General features: G+C 43.9%; 15 protein-coding genes. 6 read left to right on the top strand and 9 right to left on the bottom strand.

Annotated elements, in window-relative coordinates; all coding sequences use genetic code 11:
• Positions 1 to 6: 6 nt before the first annotated feature.
• Positions 7 to 966, bottom strand: a complete 960-nt coding sequence (locus BM736_RS06265; protein ID WP_076410041.1) for a hypothetical protein — start codon at positions 964 to 966, stop codon at positions 7 to 9.
• Positions 967 to 1,234: 268 nt separating this feature from the next.
• Here BM736_RS06265 and glnE point away from each other — a divergent pair, with 268 nt between their 5' ends.
• The 3 genes from glnE (at position 1,235) to BM736_RS06280 (ending at position 5,695) form a co-directional block, all read left to right on the top strand.
• Positions 1,235 to 4,105 (top strand): bifunctional [glutamate--ammonia ligase]-adenylyl-L-tyrosine phosphorylase/[glutamate--ammonia-ligase] adenylyltransferase, encoded by a 2,871-nt coding sequence (gene glnE / locus BM736_RS06270; RefSeq protein ID WP_372828390.1) that lies wholly within the window; start codon positions 1,235 to 1,237, stop codon positions 4,103 to 4,105.
• 202 nt (positions 4,106 to 4,307) lie between these two features.
• Positions 4,308 to 5,075, top strand: coding sequence for a hypothetical protein (locus BM736_RS06275; RefSeq protein WP_076410043.1), 768 nt, complete (start codon positions 4,308 to 4,310; stop codon positions 5,073 to 5,075).
• 230 nt (positions 5,076 to 5,305) lie between these two features.
• Positions 5,306 to 5,695: a hypothetical protein gene (locus BM736_RS06280; RefSeq protein WP_076410045.1), complete on the top strand. Its 390-nt coding sequence runs from the start codon at positions 5,306 to 5,308 to the stop codon at positions 5,693 to 5,695.
• 49 nt (positions 5,696 to 5,744) lie between these two features.
• On the opposite strand, the gene BM736_RS06285 is transcribed toward BM736_RS06280, so the two are convergent.
• On the bottom strand, positions 5,745 to 6,635 hold the full coding sequence (locus BM736_RS06285; RefSeq protein ID WP_083699908.1) for a LysR family transcriptional regulator: 891 nt from the start codon (positions 6,633 to 6,635) through the stop codon (positions 5,745 to 5,747).
• Between the two features lie 170 nt (positions 6,636 to 6,805).
• On the opposite strand from BM736_RS06285, the gene BM736_RS06290 reads away from it, so the two are divergent.
• Both BM736_RS06290 and BM736_RS06295 read left to right on the top strand, forming a co-directional pair.
• Positions 6,806 to 7,483, top strand: coding sequence for a pirin family protein (locus tag BM736_RS06290; protein WP_076410047.1), 678 nt, complete (start codon positions 6,806 to 6,808; stop codon positions 7,481 to 7,483).
• An 82-nt stretch (positions 7,484 to 7,565) separates the two neighbouring features.
• Positions 7,566 to 8,183, top strand: coding sequence for an isochorismatase family protein (locus BM736_RS06295; protein WP_076410049.1), 618 nt, complete (start codon positions 7,566 to 7,568; stop codon positions 8,181 to 8,183).
• A gap of 58 nt (positions 8,184 to 8,241) precedes the next feature.
• On the opposite strand, the gene BM736_RS06300 is transcribed toward BM736_RS06295, so the two are convergent.
• Positions 8,242 to 9,030 carry an ABC transporter permease gene (locus tag BM736_RS06300; RefSeq protein WP_076410051.1) on the bottom strand — a complete coding sequence of 263 codons (789 nt, stop codon included), beginning with the start codon at positions 9,028 to 9,030 and terminating at the stop codon, positions 8,242 to 8,244.
• A gap of 14 nt (positions 9,031 to 9,044) precedes the next feature.
• Complete coding sequence (locus tag BM736_RS06305) at positions 9,045 to 9,506, bottom strand: hypothetical protein (RefSeq protein WP_076410053.1); 462 nt, start codon at positions 9,504 to 9,506, stop codon at positions 9,045 to 9,047.
• Between the two features lie 225 nt (positions 9,507 to 9,731).
• On the opposite strand from BM736_RS06305, the gene BM736_RS06310 reads away from it, so the two are divergent.
• On the top strand, positions 9,732 to 11,306 hold the full coding sequence (locus BM736_RS06310; RefSeq protein WP_256717742.1) for a hypothetical protein: 1,575 nt from the start codon (positions 9,732 to 9,734) through the stop codon (positions 11,304 to 11,306).
• A gap of 40 nt (positions 11,307 to 11,346) precedes the next feature.
• Here the strand turns inward: BM736_RS06310 and BM736_RS06315 are convergent, their stop codons facing one another.
• The 5 genes from BM736_RS06315 to BM736_RS25370 form a co-directional block, all read right to left on the bottom strand.
• Positions 11,347 to 13,590 carry a DUF6351 family protein gene (locus tag BM736_RS06315; RefSeq protein WP_076410055.1) on the bottom strand — a complete coding sequence of 748 codons (2,244 nt, stop codon included), beginning with the start codon at positions 13,588 to 13,590 and terminating at the stop codon, positions 11,347 to 11,349.
• Between the two features lie 179 nt (positions 13,591 to 13,769).
• Positions 13,770 to 15,857, bottom strand: coding sequence for a methyl-accepting chemotaxis protein (locus BM736_RS06320; RefSeq protein WP_076410057.1), 2,088 nt, complete (start codon positions 15,855 to 15,857; stop codon positions 13,770 to 13,772).
• Between the two features lie 98 nt (positions 15,858 to 15,955).
• Positions 15,956 to 17,215 carry a cell division protein ZapE gene (gene zapE / locus BM736_RS06325; RefSeq protein WP_083699910.1) on the bottom strand — a complete coding sequence of 420 codons (1,260 nt, stop codon included), beginning with the start codon at positions 17,213 to 17,215 and terminating at the stop codon, positions 15,956 to 15,958.
• Between the two features lie 111 nt (positions 17,216 to 17,326).
• Positions 17,327 to 18,769, bottom strand: a complete 1,443-nt coding sequence (locus BM736_RS06330; RefSeq protein WP_076410059.1) for an OmpA family protein — start codon at positions 18,767 to 18,769, stop codon at positions 17,327 to 17,329.
• Positions 18,770 to 18,840: 71 nt separating this feature from the next.
• Entirely contained in the window at positions 18,841 to 19,095 is a 255-nt protein-coding gene (locus BM736_RS25370) for a hypothetical protein (RefSeq protein ID WP_256717743.1), read from the bottom strand.
• Positions 19,096 to 19,113 lie beyond the last annotated feature (18 nt).

The raw sequence follows: 19,113 nt of genomic DNA on the forward strand, positions 1-19,113 counted from the left end.
CCTTACCTATTTGCCTCGGCGTACACCGCGAGTCGTGCGACTATTAGAATTGCGGAAGTTACTGTTCTTAGAGTAATTAGAACGGAACTTGCTGCTGCTTTTACTGCGAGTACCTGTTGTGCTCGCCTTAGGTGTACTGGTGCTTTGTCTAGATAGGCTAGTTGAGCCCGTACGAGATTTTGCATAGGGGCTATCGAACTTTCTACCTTGCGAACTGAACTGCTTTTTGGTTCGCTGATACGTATTGTTTTGTGCCGTAGCCTGCTTAGGTGAGGTATAACGAGCACGGCCTACATCGTTGTAGTAACTGTAGTTTCTTCGGCTTGACCAGCGGTCATAACCAATAGGGCCACGCATCACATTTGAAAACATGGAGTACATGCCATACCAGGCCCAAAAAGACATGCCGTTAGAGCCTGTCTGCCAGCTACCGTAACCTGGGTTACCTACTAGTTGGCTACCGGCGCCAAAGTCATCTGAGCCGTTAGCCAGTGCAGATGCTTCACGGCTTATAGAGTTAACCCTAGCGAGCGCGCCATTTGACATGTCGGCGACCACGTTGAGCGGATCGGAGATCATATCGTTATACAAGCTTGGATCGGCGGCGTGGTAGATGTTTTCCGCTTCAGCGAGTTGCTGATCGAGATCGACATAGTTACTCGCACTGCCAAGCTCTTGATATCGACTGACCAGAGAGCTGTACATGGGACCTTGCGTGGTCGCATCTTTGGCTAACTCATTAAACAGTGGTGCCATATCTGGCTGCTGTTTTTCCATAATGCCCGTGTACTGTTTCAGTAACATCGCATTTCGGATTTGGCCGTCATTGAGCATTTTACCCAAGGTGTCGATTCTCTGGCCGGCTAATTGCTGAAACTGCGCAATCTTGTCTGGCCTGTCATCGCCACAACCCACTAAGGTTAATAGCAATGTAAGAGTGAGAATACGCATAAGCATCGCTGCCATGTTTTCTCCATTTATTCTGTGGTGACAAAAATATTATTAGTTAGCACTATATTTCACTACACAAGATAGTACCTGCTTAGGTTATAGTAACCTCTGAAATGAGAATATAAATAGTCGTTTTAGCTCTAATATCAGTTAACTGCTTATCTTTACTCAAGACGGTGACTAATATATATCATTCGAGACATAAGCGGATCATTTACGTCATATCTATATCACCTAAGACATAATATGTCGACAGCCAAAATTGTTAGGGATTATTATTGCCATGGAAAATATCAGTAACAAGCCTTTATCTGCCCTTATCACTGAAGCCGCAGATCGTTACTGGCAAAGGCTCAATGAAGTGTGGCCAACGCTTAAAACTGACTTAACTCCCTCTGAGGCTGATGAACTCTATCGTATTATGGGATTGAGTGATTATATTGCTGAGCAGTTATACCGTCACCCAGATTGGATTAAACCCCTTTTCAGTGGCGAGCTTGAAAGTCTTCAGCGTCAGAGTTTTGATCTAGAGCTACACCAGCTGCTTGAAGCGTGCACCAATGAAGACAGTGTAAAGTCAGTACTAAGGATATACCGTAATCGTCAAATGGTACGACTCGCTTGGCGAGATTTTTTTGGCTATGCCACCCTTGAAGATTCATTACTCGACCTATCCGCGTTATCTGAAGCGCTCGTGATAGCGGGTCGTGACTGGTTGTATAAAGATATGTGCCAGCAGCTAGGCACACCTTGTGACAGTGAGGGGAACCCTCAGCCTCTACTCGTGCTAGGCATGGGAAAGTTAGGAGGTCGCGAGCTTAACTTCTCCTCTGATATCGATCTTATATTTACCTTTCCTGAGCATGGTGAAACCCAAGGAGGTCGTCGTAGTTTAGAGAATCAACAGTTTTTTATTCGCATGGGCCAACGTCTAGTTAACTTATTACACCAAGTGACCGTCGATGGCTTTGTTTATCGTGTCGATATGCGCCTGCGACCTTACGGTGAAAGTGGCCCGCTTGTGGTGAGTTTTAGTGGTCTTGAAGATTACTACCAAGAGCAAGGAAGGGATTGGGAGCGCTATGCCATGGTGAAAGCGCGAGCATTAGGGCCTTGGACTGCCTATTCGGACGAGCTTCACTCTATGCTTAGGCCTTTTGTTTATCGCCGCTATATCGATTTTTCTGCGATTGAGTCCCTGCGTAAGATGAAGCAGCTGATCACTCAAGAGGTTAGGCGTAGGCAGCTTACCGATAACATTAAATTAGGTGCTGGTGGCATACGTGAAGTTGAGTTCGTTATTCAAAGTTTTCAGCTTATACGTGGCGGGCGAGAGCCTGCCTTAAGACAGCAAAGCTTATTTGCTGCTATCGATACCTTATATAGCTTAGGTCAACTCGAGTACTTAGCTGTTGATGAGCTAAAGCAAAGTTACCTGCTACTTAGACGAGTCGAGAATTTGTTGCAGGCAATTGGTGATAAGCAGACACAAACCTTGCCAGACAACCCATTAGATTGGTATCGACTATGTCACTGTATGGGAATGGCATCGGAAGCTGAATTAAGGACGCATATTGAGTCGGCGATGAAGAAGATACATCGCCACTTTAAAGATACTGTCGGTGGTAATGATCAAGATGAGATCACCGATCTGTGGACACAAGATCTATGGAGTATTCAAGAGGATGAACATGCTCAAGGCTTGATCTCTGAGCAGTCAATTGAAGACCCAGCGCTATGGCCTTTGCTCAAGCAGTGGCGTGAAACCATTACTAATCGCAGCATTGGGCCGCGTGGGCGAGACACTTTAGATAAATTGATGCCTTGGTTGCTGCGTGAATTTACTCACTTAGCTTCACCTTCAAAAGCGTTTGAATCTGTGTCCAAAGTATTGGACCAGATTTTGACTCGAACAACTTATTTAGAGCTTCTCTATGAGAACCCTGGCGCGAGACAACAACTGGTCAGCCTGTGTCAGGCAAGTCCTTGGATCGCACAGCAGTTGTCAAAGTTTCCTATGTTACTCGATGAGCTTATCGATCCCACACAGCTATATGACACCACCTCGCTCGATGACTATGGCAGTGAGTTACGACAATATCTACTTCGTGTCCCTGAAGAGGATATGGAGCAGCAGATGGAGGTGTTAAGACAGTTTAAATTAGCTCAGCAGCTTAAGATTGCAGCAGCCGATGTTACTGGGGTATTACCTGTTAGCCAGGTTAGTGAGCACTTAACCTTATTGTCTGAGGCGATTATTGAGCAAGTGGTGACACAAGCCTGGTTACAGGTGAGCGCCCGTCATGGTGTACCGACACATCTTGAAGCCGGTGATATGGGATTTGCTGTCATAGGTTATGGTAAAGCGGGGGGGATCGAGCTGGGATATGGCTCAGATCTCGATCTGGTCTTTTTACATAACTACTCTCGTGAGCTCTTTGCAGAGCATACAGAAACTGACGGCGACCGTGCTATTGAGATAGGCCATTTTTATCTTAAGTTGGCTCAGCGAATACTGCACCTTTTCTCTACTCGAACAACCTCTGGTGAGCTTTTTGAAGTGGATATGCGCCTTAGACCATCAGGAGCTTCTGGCTTGCTAGTGAGTGAAGTTGAGCACTTCGGTCAATATCAGAAAGAGGAAGCTTGGACTTGGGAGCATCAAGCATTAGTACGAGCTCGATTTATGTTTGGTAGTAATCGTTTATCTAGCCGCTTTAGTGAGTTGCGTGCAGAGGTTATTGAGCAAAAGAGAGATAAGCAGGTATTAGCCGACGAAGTGCATAAAATGCGTCTCAAGATGAGAGAGCACCTGTTGAAGGTTAAACCTGGCATGTTCGACCTAAAGCAAAGTGAAGGCGGGATTGCCGATATTGAATTTATTGCCCAATACTTGGTTTTGGCCAACTCACATGAATATAGTGAGCTTTCCACTTGGTCAGATAATTTAAGAATTTTTGAGACCTTAGGTGAGCTCGAGTTGCTGCCACTGAGTGACGTGCAATCTTTGATTCAAGCTTATTTCTTCTTGCGAGATGAAAATCATCGATTGTCCCTGCAACAACTTCCTAGTCAGATAGCCATTGAGAGCATTAAAGAGCACTCAGATAGAGTGATAGCGGCCTACAAAGATATATTGCTCAGAGAGTCCTAAGCCGATATATGGATATTGAGAAGCCTCATTCTTGTAAAAAAAGGCTTCTCGTTTTGCATTTTGCATCTCAATACGCTTAAAAAATGCCACCTATACATCTTGTCCTAATACTCGCTTTTTAACTTACTGAATTTACAAGACTCAATAAGGTTGGCTTAGCTATTGCAGCATTTCCACTACACCAAATTGAGGGGAGTGGATTATGAAAGCAGCCAACTTGAATCAACAAAGCGATATATCTTCAGCGAGAAGCTTAGCTGTGATGAGCCTCATTGGTGCTAATAACAGGAGAGTATTGGGGAAAGTTAAGCTACCTGTATTGAAAAAGAAGCGGACACCCTTTTTCACGTTCCCTATCTCTTGGTTCGCCGTGCTATTAGGGCTCTTTATTTTCCAGGCGTATGGGGCCGATTTATCTCAATCTGGCAAAAATGTGCCTTATAAATTTAGTGAGCCAGACACTGTAACTGCCACTGATATAGTGACCAACAATGAGCAAGGTTCGAAGCGTTTAACTGTCACTGTGAAGTTAAGTGGCGCTGATATTCCTTTTGAACTGGGATATCAACTTTTTCCTGACTGGCAGTTATCTTTTGAGTCGATTGAACTGGGTAAAGATGAACTCTTCAGCGATACTCAGTTTGACCCTATGGGTCATTATCATTCAGTACAGAGTGAGCCTCAAACGGGAGGCTTGGTGGGCTGGGGTGGGAAAGTTGGCCGTAATGTGAAGTTTACCGATAACTTATCTGGTCAGATTTTTCTTGGTGCATACAAGTGGGAAGAGACAAAAGATAGTTTTAATCAACGCACCGTAGCGCCTTATTCTACAGGAGTTTCACCTTACGGGGGCATGGGAATTAAGTACCGACTCTCTAATGAGGCTACTGTTAATTTTGATTGGAATCATTTTGAAATTCAAAATAGTAGTTATGATCAGATAGGGATTAAGCTTCATTATCAGTTCTAGTGCTCTGCTCTTAAAGTATGCAGCTGATTGCATTGTGCTGCATCTAACAGATGAGTGGAAGTGATGAAATGTAGAGCTGAACTATTAATTACTTAGGAGTCAACCTTCATTATCCATTTTAAAATAGAGATCACTCTCCCAATGATACAAACTGTATCTAATGGGTTGTTTACCGCCCTAGATGTTAAATAGTATTATCAGTCTGTACTAAGGTTGTTTGGGCGATAGGAATGACAATAACGAGTGTTGGAGCGCCAGTTAATGGGCTAAGTAGTTATACAGTTAATGCTCCTATGTCGAGTAATACAGTAGTACCTGCTACCAGCATTCCAACAGAATCTTCACAAGTGCATCTTTCTACAGCAGCTAAAACTATGGCAGCTGATCCCGGGGGGACTGCTAGTGCCATTACTCCAAGTGCTGTTGAAGCTAGCACCGCTTCCAAACAAAGCTCATCTTGGCTTGATGATGCGCTTGATTCAATCTTACCTGATGATAAAGACGATGAAGAAAGCAGTAATACTGACCCAAAAGATAGCGATGATGATTGCACCTGTACTGTCGGTAAATACTTAAAAGCAGCAGCAACGATTGGCAGTGTTATCGCGTTGTTTGCCTGAGCTTTTTCTATCTCTTCCTGTAAATTATCCTTTTATCGATTGCAACATCTCATAAAGCAGTGGCGAACTTATTTTCTAATAGGGTTAGCATAGCGCGGACTTTTGGTGTGATGCTTTTACGGTTAGGATAAAGCGCATAGACCTTTGAAGGCGAGCACTCCCAATCAGGCAATAGTTGGATCAGCTTCCCGTCGATAAGGGCTTCATCACAGAGGTAATCGGGCAACATAGTCACTCCGCAACCAGCGAGGCAGAGGTTTTTCAGGGAGAGAAAGTCATTAGCCTCAACTTTAGCGACTACCTCTACTTGTTCAATTTCATCTTGGCGCTTTAATAACCATTGCTTCTTAGGCGTGGTATTGCTCATAAGTAACTTAGGGAGCAGTGTCAGCTCTGAGGGGTGTCCCAGCGCTGTATATTGATTGATGAGAGAGGGACTTGCACATAGCTTTCTACCTAGCTTACCTAGATACTTTGCAATCAAGCTCGAATCAGCGAGTTCTCCGACTCTAATTGCTAAATCAAACCCCTCTTCAATGAGATCTACACGTCTATTGGTCAACTCAAGAGTCACATCGACATCTGGATACAGCTCAATGTATTCATTTAAGTATTTACTGATTAGCTGCTGACCCATAGTGACAGAGACACAGATTTTGAGTCGGCCTCTGGGACTTTCAATTAGGTGATCGACACAAAGGGCTGCTGACTCAACCTCCTCTTGAATACGCTCGCAGTGTTGCAAGTATATTCTGCCAACTTCAGTGAGATGAATGCTGCGTGTGGTTCGCTCAATTAAGCGGACGCCTAATTGTGTCTCTAGTCGAGTCAGCTTTCGGCTGATATTGGATTTAGGCAACCCTAGTACTTCAGCTGCCTTGGTAAAACTGCCAGCCTTAACGACCTCGGCGAAAACCAGCATATCATTAATATTCTGCACTCTTTGTTCCCTTCGCTTATTGAAGCACGACGCTATATCGAAACTTAATTGTAACCATAATTGCAACAGTGGTTTTCATTTTAGCTTGTTTATCCCACTTTGTAAGCTAGCTATTATTCATGCATCAACAGTTATTAATGACTGTAAGCCGTTAGCTAAGGAGTCACAGGATGCAAATTTTACGAAAGTCAGATCTAACAGAGGGTGGCTTTGCTGGATTGAAGGAGCACCAACTGGTGATGGATAAACAAGCCTTCGGTTCACACCGTAATCCACAAACATGGGATGGCCTAGGTAACTTTGTCTATCTCGCTGATGCGAGGTTCATGCCTAAAGGTGAGACCTTAATGCATGGACATAAAGAGGTCGATGTTATCTCTGTAATGGTCAAAGGGCGTATCAATCATGAAGGCTCACTTGAGCATGGGCAGATGATGCATGCCAAGCAAGCTCAGGTTCAAAGAGCGGGTGGTGAAGGTTTTTCTCATAATGAGGTCAACCCAGATAATGAAGAAAACCAGATGATTCAGCTATGGGTGCTGCCAGAGCAGAATGGGCAAAAAGCAGGATATAAATTTTATCGTCCCAAGTTAGGTGAGTTAACTCGGATTTATGGTGGTGATAGTGAGCAAGATACAACTTTTGCCAGCAATACGCAGATCTATGTGGCTAATTTGGAGGCTGGCAACGTCATAGAGCAAAACGCTGAGAGTTTGATGTATATCAGTGAAGGTGAAGTGATTGTTGATGGAGAGCGCTTTGAAGCTGGCACTTTAATACGTAGTGAGGCATTTAAACTCGAAGCGACTTCCTCAGCTCAAGTCATCGTCATCGATGAAAAAGCCTAAAACGCGCCGAGTTGAAACTTGGTACGCACACAAAATCAACCAATAGCATGTGCTAAAAATAGTTAAGATGAAGGATAATCAAATGAGTAAATTTTCAGAAGTATTAACACCCGATAATGCAGTTCTGGCCATGATAGATCACCAGACTGGCTTATTGGTGAGTTGCGCCGATGAGCACCCTTTAGTGGTAAAGAATAACATTAAGGGTTTATGCAATATGGCTAAAACTTTGGACTTACCTTCTGTGGTGACAGCGAGTCTTGCTGACGGGCCTAATGGTCCTATCATGCCTGAGATCCTCAATATATTGGGTGATAAGGTGATTAATCGTGAAGGTGAGATTAATGCTTGGCATAGTTCTGAATTTAAATCTGCTATTGAAGCCACCGGACGTAAAAAGATCATCATGGCGGGAATTGTCACTGATGTGTGTTTGATGTTTCCAGCGCTGAGTGCCGTTGAGGAAGGCTATGATGTTTATGCCGTCATCGATGCATCGGCTACTTGGAATAAGACAGTACAGCAAGCATCTATCCATAGACTAACCCAAGCGGGTGTTAAGGTGACAACTTGGGCATCGGTGCTTGCAGAAATTATGTCTGATTGGCGCAGTGATAAAGGCATGGAGCTAGGTCAGGTGTTAGCCGACCATACGACCTCGTATAACTATGTGATGAATAGTTATTTTGCCAGAGCTTAGTAATAGCTGATTGGCAAGTTTATATCTCCCCGAACACCTTGGTAAGCCTATCAAGGTGTTACTTTTTTACGCCAACTTTAATTAACCCGCTTGGGTCGATACAGCTTTTGATGGTGAGTGTGAGCGAAAGGGTGACTGAAACTGTCAGCATGACAAATATGGCGATTAATATAATCAATTGATACTTAATGGCTACCATAGGATCGCTACCACCGAGTATTTGGCCTGTCATCATACCGGGCAAGGTAACTAAGCCTGTGGTTGTCATTGATGCGAGTATAGGGGCAAAGGATTGCTTTAATGCGGACTGCATAAAAGGAAATGCAGCTTGGTAAGGAGAGACCCCTAAGGCTAACGCACCTTCATACTGATCTTTTTTCTCATCAAAAGCGCTGAATAGACGTTGCAGAGCAACGATATTGCCACTGAGGCAATTGCCTAAAAGCATACCCGCCATAGGGATCAGATACTGGGCGCTATAAACTGGGGTAGGTTTTAATAATATTAATAACAGAATTGCCATTAATGGTGTTATCCCAACTAAAAGGCCTGTCGTTATCGGCAGAAACAGTGGCCTTTTAGGTAGCTTAGCACTTCCTATAATAGCACTGGCACCGATAAGCAGCATTACAGTAAGCCAAATCAAATTGAGCGCCAAACTATTAAGTGCAAATAAAAACTCTAGATAGAGGCCGACTAAGATGAGTTGAGCCGTCATACGAAAAATTGCAACGGTTATCTCTTTGCCAAGTGCCAATTTAAGAAAGCGATTGATGAGCAAGGGGATGGATAAAACCAACATAAACAGTGCTAGTTGAGTCCATGAAATATCAATAGTTGGCTGCATTTTTACCTATCCGATTATGGTGTCTTGCTGAGAAGCGCAATATCTTCTAAATCGACCTCTCTGGCAAGGTGGCTCTTATACTTTATGAGCTCGATCATAGGTATTACCGAGATCTCTCGCTCAAAAACATTGCGCCTACAGGACGCAGTAAAATCGGGAACGAGCTCTATCCAGCAGGATTTTATCTGGCTATAAATCCTAGGTGTTTCATCAGTACTAAACTCGATTTTCATGCCCTGATAAACAAGCTGTAGCCCTACAACGTCCCACTCATGATCTTTATACCTCTGGGGCCCGAAGGTGAGGTAGTCTTTGCCGAACTTAGCTATTTTTTCTATGTCCCTTTGACGAACGGTCAAATCAATATCATAGAGCTCTCGTTGTGCTCCATAAGCAATGGCGGCGATCCCCCCAATCATAAAATAGGGAATAGACTCAGACTCAAGAAAATCGACAATCCAATTCAGGGCTTTCATAGATTCAAGGTGTCAACAATTACGGGTTTTAATTAACAGCTTATCACACTGATAAACATAAAGATTAAGTTGTTTAAACTGCTGTTGGTTATATTAGTTTTATAAAATCAAATGATTAAAGGTGATATCGACGTTGCTGATACAAGTTGATCCACTTTAGCAACCTTTCTGAAATAGGCCATCACTAGGATTCGCAGCACTGAAATTTATCCTTTGGAGTCTGCTGTGTTTAAAAAAACTGTTCCTATTCTTGCTATGAGTCTTGCTGGTTTAGCCATTACTGCCTGTTCTTCTGATTCTTCAGAAGAAACACCTGAGGAGAAGCAGGGTCAATGGCTAAAGGGAGACCTTCATGTCCATACGGCCATTTCGTCTGATGCCAGAGAAACCTTGAGTGATGTTTTAAAGTGGTCTTTTGAGACCTTTGAGATGGATTATGTCGCGCTATCAAACCATATGCGCAACAGCAGTCAGGATAATGATGATAACGATCTGGGTGGGATCTTATTTTATGATGCACTAGTGGATTATGAGATTCCTGGTGTTTCAGAGCTACAGTCGAGCCATTACCCGGATAAAACGGTTATCTCAACGTTTGAGTGGGATATGCCGACTCATGAACACTTCAATATTGGTATTTTGGGTGATGAGGTGAACTCAGCTGAAACACTTGAAGCGATTAAGACCTTTGAATATCTGTTTAGCTATCAAAATGACATTGAAGATTTTGATCCGAAAGATGTCGCGAACTGGACCGCACAAGGGTTAGTGAGACAGAATCAAACCCATCAAGATGGTGTGAGCGCTTTGGCTTGGCTGCAGCAACATTTCCCATCGACGAGCTATGGCATGTTAAATCATCCTAGGCGTTACTTAAGTAGTTACAGTATTGCTGATGTAAGAGATCTACATGACGCAGCACCCGACGTATTCTTTTTAGTTGAGGGGATGGTCGGTGGTCAGTTTAGTGGTAATCGAGGCGATTATGCCGAAACCAGTAGCGGTGTGTATGGCGGTGTTGACCCTGTCGTTGCTGAAGTGGGTGGCTGGTGGGATGCGTTACTTGGTGAGGGGCGCAGAATTTGGAATGTTGGGAATTCAGATATCCATTTTAAAGTTCGCGAACCCTATGCCAGCAGCTACTTTCCAGGTGAATATGCAAAAAATTATACCTATGCGCTTGATAACTCTCCGCAGGGAATTATTGATGGATTAAGAAGTGGTAAGACATTTGCGGTATATGGCGACTTGATCCATGAACTGGACTTTACCATGAGCGGCACGGCTACCACTGAATATATGGGCGGTGTTTTATCCGCGAAGGCCGGAGAGAAGGTGACCATTGATATTCGCTTCAAGAGTCCTGAAACCAATAATAAAGAACAGGATATTGGTGATGAGAACTTTAATGGCCTTAACCCAGGTGTGCACCATATTGACTTGATAGCAGGGAGCGTTGGCACAAAAGCCCTGCCTGATAGCGGCGACTACCACAAGGAAACCAATGATACGACCCAAGTCGTTAAGACGTTTGTCGCACAAGATTGGCAGCTTGATGCCGATGGGTACTACTCTATGAGCTATAGCTTTGTGGCGAGTGATAATCAGTACTATCGTTTAAGAGGGACTAATCTTGATTATAACGTCGAAGGGCTAACGTATAAGGGAGATCCGCTTCAGTCAGAGTCATACCCTCAAGCCGATGAAGGCCAAACCCAAGCTTGGTACAACAAGATTAATCAGCGAAACTATGACGATCTTTGGTTTTACTCTAACCCAATCTTTATAAAGACCCAGTAATATGGGGTCGTAACTGACAAGACAGGAGGCTAACCTCCTGTCATTTTTTTAAGCTCTGCATGTCACCTACAGTTGAAGGGGAGTCTAGTTGCTTACTCTTTTTAGCCTGCAGCGTGGGTATTAAACCGAGATCAGGCTTAGCTATGTCTCCTTGAGTATAGTCACAAACTCCGTCGGGAAAGATATTCTCGAGTTGCCGCTGGTAGCCCTGCATGGGTTTATCGCCATATATACCAGACTTTATTGCATCAGCAACGGGAATCCTGCCACACTTAAAAATGCTCCCAGCCCAAGGTCCGCCAGCCTGTACACGAATATTGCTGTAGGTTGGGTAAATTTGGCTGCATTTTCCTTCGGGCCGATTGTTCCACTCTCCATCCCAGACGCTCTCTCCCTCAAATTGCACGTTTCCTTTGGCATCAATACAGCTATCTACGAGCGCCTCCGGCTTAGAGCTTATTGGGTCTTTATCTTCAGACTCTTTTATCGCAAGCAGCCATTGATCTAGGTATTCAATCCCTTTGTCGATTGGGACATGATCTTTATGGGAGATCCAAATAATTTGATTGTCATTATGTCCCTGATACTCTTGCATTCTCAGCCGCGTCTCGAAAGAGGCCAAGGTATGATGCATATTCAGTTCCTCTTCAAGGTAATGGCGAATTTCTAGAATAGGTAGTTCAGCTTTACCAATAAAAACTTGTCCATAGCGATAGCCATTAACAATGGCCTTAGGGTCAGAAGGTTTTCGTTGGGCTACTTGTTGTTCTGGCTCAGTGATATTGTTGCGACTCCATAGACTTAGCCAAATAGGAAATTTCATCCCAAAGGGAGTGACAGCACTCTCTTTACGCATCTTGTCTTGAGGTACCCATGAGCCTATATATTGATTGAGATGAATAAACTCATCTATGCTGATATCGCCGCGCTGCATTGCCCTCAATCCATACTGTACGCCTTCATTCCCCCATGTTGTACGGGCAAAACCATGTTCATCGGTGCCATAGATTTGAGCTAAGTCTTGCCAGTAAGTCCAGTTGACTTGCTCTTTAACTTCATCGGAAAAATAGGGTTTGACGAAGCCTTGCTTAGGGTTATAGAAAAAAGTCGCGGCGATAACCCAGGAGTAGACACATTCGCTACTACCATTTGGCATAGAAGGCCAGGCGCCTGCAAAAAGCTGATTAAGGGGGACTAAGAATGTGTAGGGGTGCTCAAAACCATTAATGCCGTTCATGCCCTCAATATTTTCTCTTTCCTCCCAATCTTTCCATTTACTATTACCATTATCAGTGACATTAAAGTAGTGCTGGAGTAGATCGCAATCAAGCAGGAATATTGATTGTGAAACCATATCTGGGTAGCTATAGATAGGCATAATGCCATCTAAGATCCCCGTGCTGTTTTGTGCAATAAGATATTGAGCGAGTCCGCCTCCAGAGCCACCTATGCCTAATGTATACAGGGGGTCGCCATAGAGGGAGGTAAACTGCATTTTTACGCGTCTTGCAGTATCTTCTGCAAGTAACATGTTATAACCGTAGCTGGTATTATTGCCGCTTGAGGCGATAATGGCGTAGCCCTGTCTAAGCAGAGTGTGCCGTCTATTCAATAACCGCCCAGGTCCTTCCGCTCCTTGTCTGAAACCTATGCTCGCCCCTCCATTAAATTGGTAGATTAGCTTGTTATTCCATAGACGTTTATCGTTGCGATCCCCAAGCCCATCTTTTGCTACTAGCATAGAAATAAAATAAACATAGCGATTAATGCTGCCTCTTTCTACGCGATAGATCTCTGGAACCGTTTCACCGTTGATTTCTGTTTTTGCTATCTTGTCATCTGCAGGGGGGTTGTTAAGGTCATACGGTTTGGAATCATCTGTGCCGGTTAAGGTATAAAAATAGTCCACTCTGGTGCGTATCATGCAATCTTTACTGTAGCCGGCTATCTTGTCATCTTTATCGTAGACTTTGACTCCATAGCCCTGCTGGTTATCAACAAGTGGCTGGCCAAGACCGCCATCGACAGTCATACAATAGAAGGGGTATTGTCGCTTACCTGAGTAGAGACTATCTGCGGGGCCGACTTCACCAAGTTTTATTGGGAATTGAAATGTTTCGTTGGGCCTATCTGTAAGGCTAATATGTTTATCTACTTGTAATAAAAGGTTATCTTCGTCAGATGGGGCGATTGATATGACTTGACGTTTGACCAGAGGATCTTGCCCACAGGCTGTCAAAAAGCTAAATATAACCAGTAGTGAAACCAATAATCTTCTGCTCATTTTTAACTCCTATCTTGAAATTACCCTCCTTTTAAGTCTTGTTCTATTCGATAAAAAAGCAAACAAAAATAGGTAAAAAATCTGGATGAAGTCGATAGAAATAGTGAAGAAAAAATAGTAAGAAGCGCTTGCGAAGGACTCAAATAATGAGCCCTGCACAAGCGTGTTAAGGAGAAAAATTAATAGCGGAAGTGATTAATCTTTTCGTTTACCTCATCGACGAGTCTCGCAGAGCTTGTACTTTCCTCTTGAGCTGCATTTGCTCCCTCTGCCAGCGACTCTGCTGCATCGTTTATGGCAACGATATTACGGTTTACCTCTTCAGTAACAGCAGCTTGTTCTTCTGCTGCACTGGCAATTTGATGTGCCATATCCTGAATTTTACTACTTTGATTGCTCACCTCATCAAGTTCAATCACCGCTTGTTGAGCATGGCTTAAACAAGTTTGACTAAGCTCTCGACTCTCGGACATGGTATTAACCGCTTGCTTGCTCTTACTCCGCAGCGCATCGATCATCTGCTGGATCTCATCGGTGGAGTCTGCTGTTCGGGTCGCTAATACTCTTACTTCATCGGCGACAACAGCAAATCCACGCCCTTGCTCTCCGGCTCTGGCAGCCTCAATCGCCGCGTTAAGGGCTAGCAGGTTGGTTTGCTCTGAGATATTACGGATCACATCTAAGATAGAGCCAATGCTCTCTGTCTGTTTCTCTAGATCGACGATTTCATTCGTTGCATGGTTGACGTGCTCAGACAGAGACTGCAAGCCTTCAGCATTGGCTTGGACGACCTCTTGTCCTTTAGATACCGACTCTTGAGTATTGGATACTGAATCTGCGGTAACTTGCGCATTATCAGAGACACTATGCGCTGTTGATGACATCTCATTGGTTGCCGTAACGACTTGTTCTATCTCCATCTGCTGATTGCTTATCTGTTCTCTGCCTGAGTCGGAGAGTGCTGCATTTCTCTCAGCGCTGTGGGTCAGTTCCCCCATACTGGTTGCAACATCAGAGACTATAGAGCGGACATTGGCGATAAAAGTATTGAGATGAGTTGCAAGTTGGCCTGTCTCATCTTTACGCACTATCTTGATCTCTTGAGTCAGATCGCCCCCTGATTGAGTTAAGTTAGCAACTACATCGACAAGCTCACGGATAGGGCGGTTGATAGAGCCTGACATAATCCAGATGAGTAGCATGCCGAAAAGGGCACTGATACTACCCACAAGCAGTTGGCCTCGGAGGTTATCGCCAAAGCCTGTTTCTAGTTGCTCGACGATGGCATTCGCTTCAGCAAGCGCTAAGGCTTTGGGTACTTGTATAATGATCTCCCATTGGGAATCAGTGCCAGTGACGGCGAAGGCTTTACTAGCGATGATACTGTTATCGGTTATAGAAGCTTGAAGCTTCTGTCTTGAAGCGAGAATGTTACTGATGTCTGAATTCTTTGCCACTTTACTGACGTTGCTCTTATTACCGCTATCAGCACTAATCAGCCCCCTAGGGCTAAGAATAATAACTCTTGCTGCACCACCATATAGGTTACTCGCTGCTTGGGTTGACAGCTGTTGTAAAAAGTTGAGGGAATAGTCGACGCCAACCATGCCAACAAAGCGATTAGCACGAATAATTGGAGCAACAAATGAGCTTAAAAGAGTATCGACTCCCTGAACTTCATAAGAGGCGGGATCGACAACACAGGGTCTGCGGCTTTCCATGGGACAAAGGTACCATTCAGATCCTCTTACACCTGTGGCTGATAGCTTCTCAGTGTAAAAGCTACTTAGAGGTTGAATATCTATTTTGCCAGAGGCTGAACGAGTCCAGTAGGGGGCAAAGTTACCACTGGGAAGCGAATATCGGTTATTGGTGTTTTGAGCATCTAGATCATCAAACTGGTTTGCCTCCCAACCTGTATAAATACCGAGAATATCGTGATTATTTTCGACTAAGTTTTTGAGCATAGTATTGACTTGGTCACGATTAAGATTAGGGGCTTGTGGGAATAGCCCCCCAGCGACAGAGGTCGCGATATCCATAGCATGGTTAAAGGCTGAGCTAATTTTCAATGACTCTTGTTGAGCGGCTAAGTTGATATTATCTATCACCTGCTCTTGCGCTTGTGTGAGCACACTATCATGAACTTCATGACGTAATGATTGGCTCGACATATAGCCGTAACCTATGATTGCCAGTGTGACTACTAGTAAGCTGGCTGTGCTGAAAAGCAGTATTTGGTGCCTGATGCTGGAAAATTGAAACATTTCGCCCCCTGATGGTAAAACAACTTCTTCAATATTAGTTCACTCTCACGAATTCAGGAGTTTAGAGGGGAAAAAAGTGAGATTCCAATATCTTTACCTTACTTGCTGCTGTCTTGCTCGTTTATCCAGCTGTTTCTATCTGCTTTTGGTGAGGGTTTAAGTGATAAGTCCTGTATCGCGAAATTACTAGTACTAGTGGTATAGGTGTTAGCTGGTAATTGACTTGGTATAAGATACTCTTTTGATTGCATCTCTTGTAATCGACTCAAGGTTCTTCTGAACTCGAAGCTAAGGGCACCGTCGCTATACAGCTCATCTAATGGCACTTCGGCAGATAGGTAGAGATTAACTTGCTGATCGTAAAGCTCATCAATTAAAGCAATAAATCGGCGAGCAGGATCGTCACCGACTGCATAGGAAAGTTGGCGCTCTCCAGTTTCAGTCGCAAGTGCGCCATCTTCAGTCCCTCTGGCACGGATCCAAGATTTAGGCTGACCACCAAGTACGGGGATATCACTGATATAAATCGTGTTGAACAGGCTAGCTAGTTCAATATAATCGAGCTGAGATCTCGGGCCGTCGCACAGAGCGTTGAAGGTAAACCAGGCTTGTGAATGACTGGTTTTAATCACAGGAATAGGTCGTCCTAAGATCTGTAAAGCCGCATCCTCTAAGATGAAATACTGATTAGAACTGTTAAATAAACGTGAGAAGTTGGCGTGTTGACGTAGAAAGTAGGTTTGCTGAAACTCTAAGGGGCGTAATCTGTGGTCCTGATCGCCATCGAGATGAAACTCAATGCAATGGCCTTGTAGCAAGGCGATAGTTGGCAAAAATCGATCGCGCTGGAGGCCCGACTTATACAAGTCTGCAATGGGGATGTTAGAGGTGGCGACTAATACGACCCCTTGCTTAAAAAGTGCCTCAAACAACCTGCCTAAGATCATCGCATCGCCAATATCAGATACAAAAAACTCATCGAAACAGAGTATCTTGCACTCAGCTGCAATACGTTTGGCGATATGCTTTAACGGGTCTTGCTTGCCAGACTCTGCCAGCAACTCTTTGTGGATACGAGCCATGAAGCGGTGGAAGTGTAGGCGTATGGTTTGCTCTTGCCCAATCGCCTCTACGAACAGATCCATCAACATGGTTTTTCCGCGTCCGACATCACCCCACAGATACAGTCCTTTGACTGCTACAAGAGTAGAGCCATCTTGAGCTAAGTCTAGGTTGGTGAGTGCTATTTGTCGGTATAGTTTCTCGAGTAGAGCTATAGCTTGTTGTTGCTGCAGATCTTCATTAAAGCCAGGTTGTGACTGTTTTACTTGGTATCTGGCTTGCGGGGAAAGGCTCATAATGACAAGGGCTGTGATGACAATGGCGCCAGTATATCAGTTGTGGCTGTTGAATGAAGATATCAGTTGTCACTCTTGATTGAAGCTCTTAGTGACAACTGATTAGTGGGCTTAGCCTTTATCGGATCTTAATACCAGCTCAACACGGCGATTGAGCTTTTGCCCAGCTTCATTGCTATTGTTGGCAACGGGCGAGTATTCGCCGATACCTTTAGCAGTAAGCTGACTTTTAGGCACCTTGTAAGCAGAGGTGAGTTGCTTAACAACTGCTTTAGCGCGTTTATCTGACAATACCTGATTATAGCTTTGCTTACCTTTATCATCGGTATGGCCAATGACATAGAAGCTTTGCTTAGGATGAGATTTCAGATAGCTAGCAACGATTTCAACGACAGGCTCGGCATCGGGGAGCATCTCGTCGCTATCGAACTTAAACAGTAAACCATCGAGCGCCACATGACCTGTTTGAGCGATTTTATCTGTCAGTCCGTCAAGGTCTATACTCACCCTATCATCGACTAAGCTCGTCTCTTCAACCAGTTTAATTTCACCCCATAAGCCGCCTTCAAAACCGATAATATAGGTCATAGCATGCACATTTCCCTCTGGGCGTTTGAGGGTATATAGGCTGTAATATTGCTGATTAGCATCGCCAATATGGGCTAATGTTTTAGTGCGCTGCTCAATATGACGTGGCTTACCACAGGCTTTGCCTTGGCAGTTAAAGGTCTTAACAAACCCAAGTTTTTGTAATGCAGATTGATAATTAGCATTTACCTCAAATTCAGAATAAGTGCGCGGTAATTCATAATTAATATCGGTAATTTTACCTTCTAACTGTTTAACAGTATGTTTGCCGTTATTCACCGAGGTGAATACTGCAGTTTGGCCAAAATCAAACTGTTGGTACTTTTGAATATAGGCGCCTGGTAGTCTGGCAATCATAGGATGGTCACTGGCGTTTTTGATATCTTTGTGACTCATATCTTTAAAGGTTTTTTGTATTACCTCTGCACCTAAAAACTCAGGGTTAACGGCGATAAGATCCAGCGGCTCTTCAATGACCTCAATGACATCAAGCTGCAAGACTGCACCTTTTTCCCAGTTTGTTGAGAAAGCGGACAGGTAAACTAGCTTTTTTTCTAGTTGAACCTTTGCGGTAAGCAAGGCTGGTGAGTTTTTATAGATACTATGAAGAGGCTTTAATTGCGTCATCAGTTTTTTTACATTGCCACAGCTTTTCTGATGACATTCAAATAGAATTTGGCCATTTAAGGCACTGATCTGCTGTTTATAATTATTGATGATATGACTAGGTTCAAAACTGACAGGTACTTTATAGTTAACGCGGGTTAGCTTGCCTTGCACTGTTGTGGTGTTGATTGTTGACTTTTTTATCGCTGAGATAAGCTCAAAAGGGGAGAAGTGACGCTCTGTCTGTTTATAAACTTTGGCATCTGTTAGAGGGGTAAACAGTGACTCGTTCGCCACGGCTTGCCAACTCAGTAGTATATTGATGGCTAGCAAAGTCGCTACCCTAGCTCGTAAGGTCATTATTCTACTCCATGAACAAAGGGAGCTAAGCTCCCCGATAAATAAATTGATTGGCCTACATCAGTTAAGCTTTATGGTTGTGATGTGGGCAGTAACGCCGATAGGTGCGCTAAAAAGCGTTGACTAAAATTGTCTGTTTCACCGTCGTAAGTAATAAGCAGGTAATCGTTCATATCGTCGAAACTGCTGCTTTTATGCAGTTCGACTTCAATGAGCTGTGTATCTTCGATAAGGTACTCACCAAAAATAGCGCTGCCTTGTAGGTCAAGGGGTAAGTTTATTTCCACTATGCTTAATACAGGCTGGTCTGTCGGGCTAGTGCTCAATGCCCATTCGAAACTGCT

The sequence above is a fragment of the Shewanella sp. UCD-KL12 genome (assembly GCF_001957125.1).
Taxonomy (GTDB): domain Bacteria; phylum Pseudomonadota; class Gammaproteobacteria; order Enterobacterales; family Shewanellaceae; genus Shewanella.

Bases quoted from the DNA above. Each gene is read 5' to 3' on its own strand.
- BM736_RS06265 (WP_076410041.1), bottom strand. From the start codon at position 966: ATGGCAGCGATGCTTATGCGTATTCTCACTCTTACATTGCTATTAACC.
- glnE (WP_372828390.1), top strand. From the start codon at position 1,235: ATGGAAAATATCAGTAACAAGCCTTTATCTGCCCTTATCACTGAAGCC.
- BM736_RS06275 (WP_076410043.1), top strand. From the start codon at position 4,308: ATGAAAGCAGCCAACTTGAATCAACAAAGCGATATATCTTCAGCGAGA.
- BM736_RS06280 (WP_076410045.1), top strand. From the start codon at position 5,306: ATGACAATAACGAGTGTTGGAGCGCCAGTTAATGGGCTAAGTAGTTAT.
- BM736_RS06290 (WP_076410047.1), top strand. From the start codon at position 6,806: ATGCAAATTTTACGAAAGTCAGATCTAACAGAGGGTGGCTTTGCTGGA.
- BM736_RS06295 (WP_076410049.1), top strand. From the start codon at position 7,566: ATGAGTAAATTTTCAGAAGTATTAACACCCGATAATGCAGTTCTGGCC.
- BM736_RS06300 (WP_076410051.1), bottom strand. From the start codon at position 9,030: ATGCAGCCAACTATTGATATTTCATGGACTCAACTAGCACTGTTTATG.
- BM736_RS06305 (WP_076410053.1), bottom strand. From the start codon at position 9,506: ATGAAAGCCCTGAATTGGATTGTCGATTTTCTTGAGTCTGAGTCTATT.
- BM736_RS06315 (WP_076410055.1), bottom strand. From the start codon at position 13,590: ATGAGCAGAAGATTATTGGTTTCACTACTGGTTATATTTAGCTTTTTG.
- BM736_RS06320 (WP_076410057.1), bottom strand. From the start codon at position 15,857: ATGTTTCAATTTTCCAGCATCAGGCACCAAATACTGCTTTTCAGCACA.
- zapE (WP_083699910.1), bottom strand. From the start codon at position 17,215: ATGAGCCTTTCCCCGCAAGCCAGATACCAAGTAAAACAGTCACAACCT.
- BM736_RS06330 (WP_076410059.1), bottom strand. From the start codon at position 18,769: ATGACCTTACGAGCTAGGGTAGCGACTTTGCTAGCCATCAATATACTA.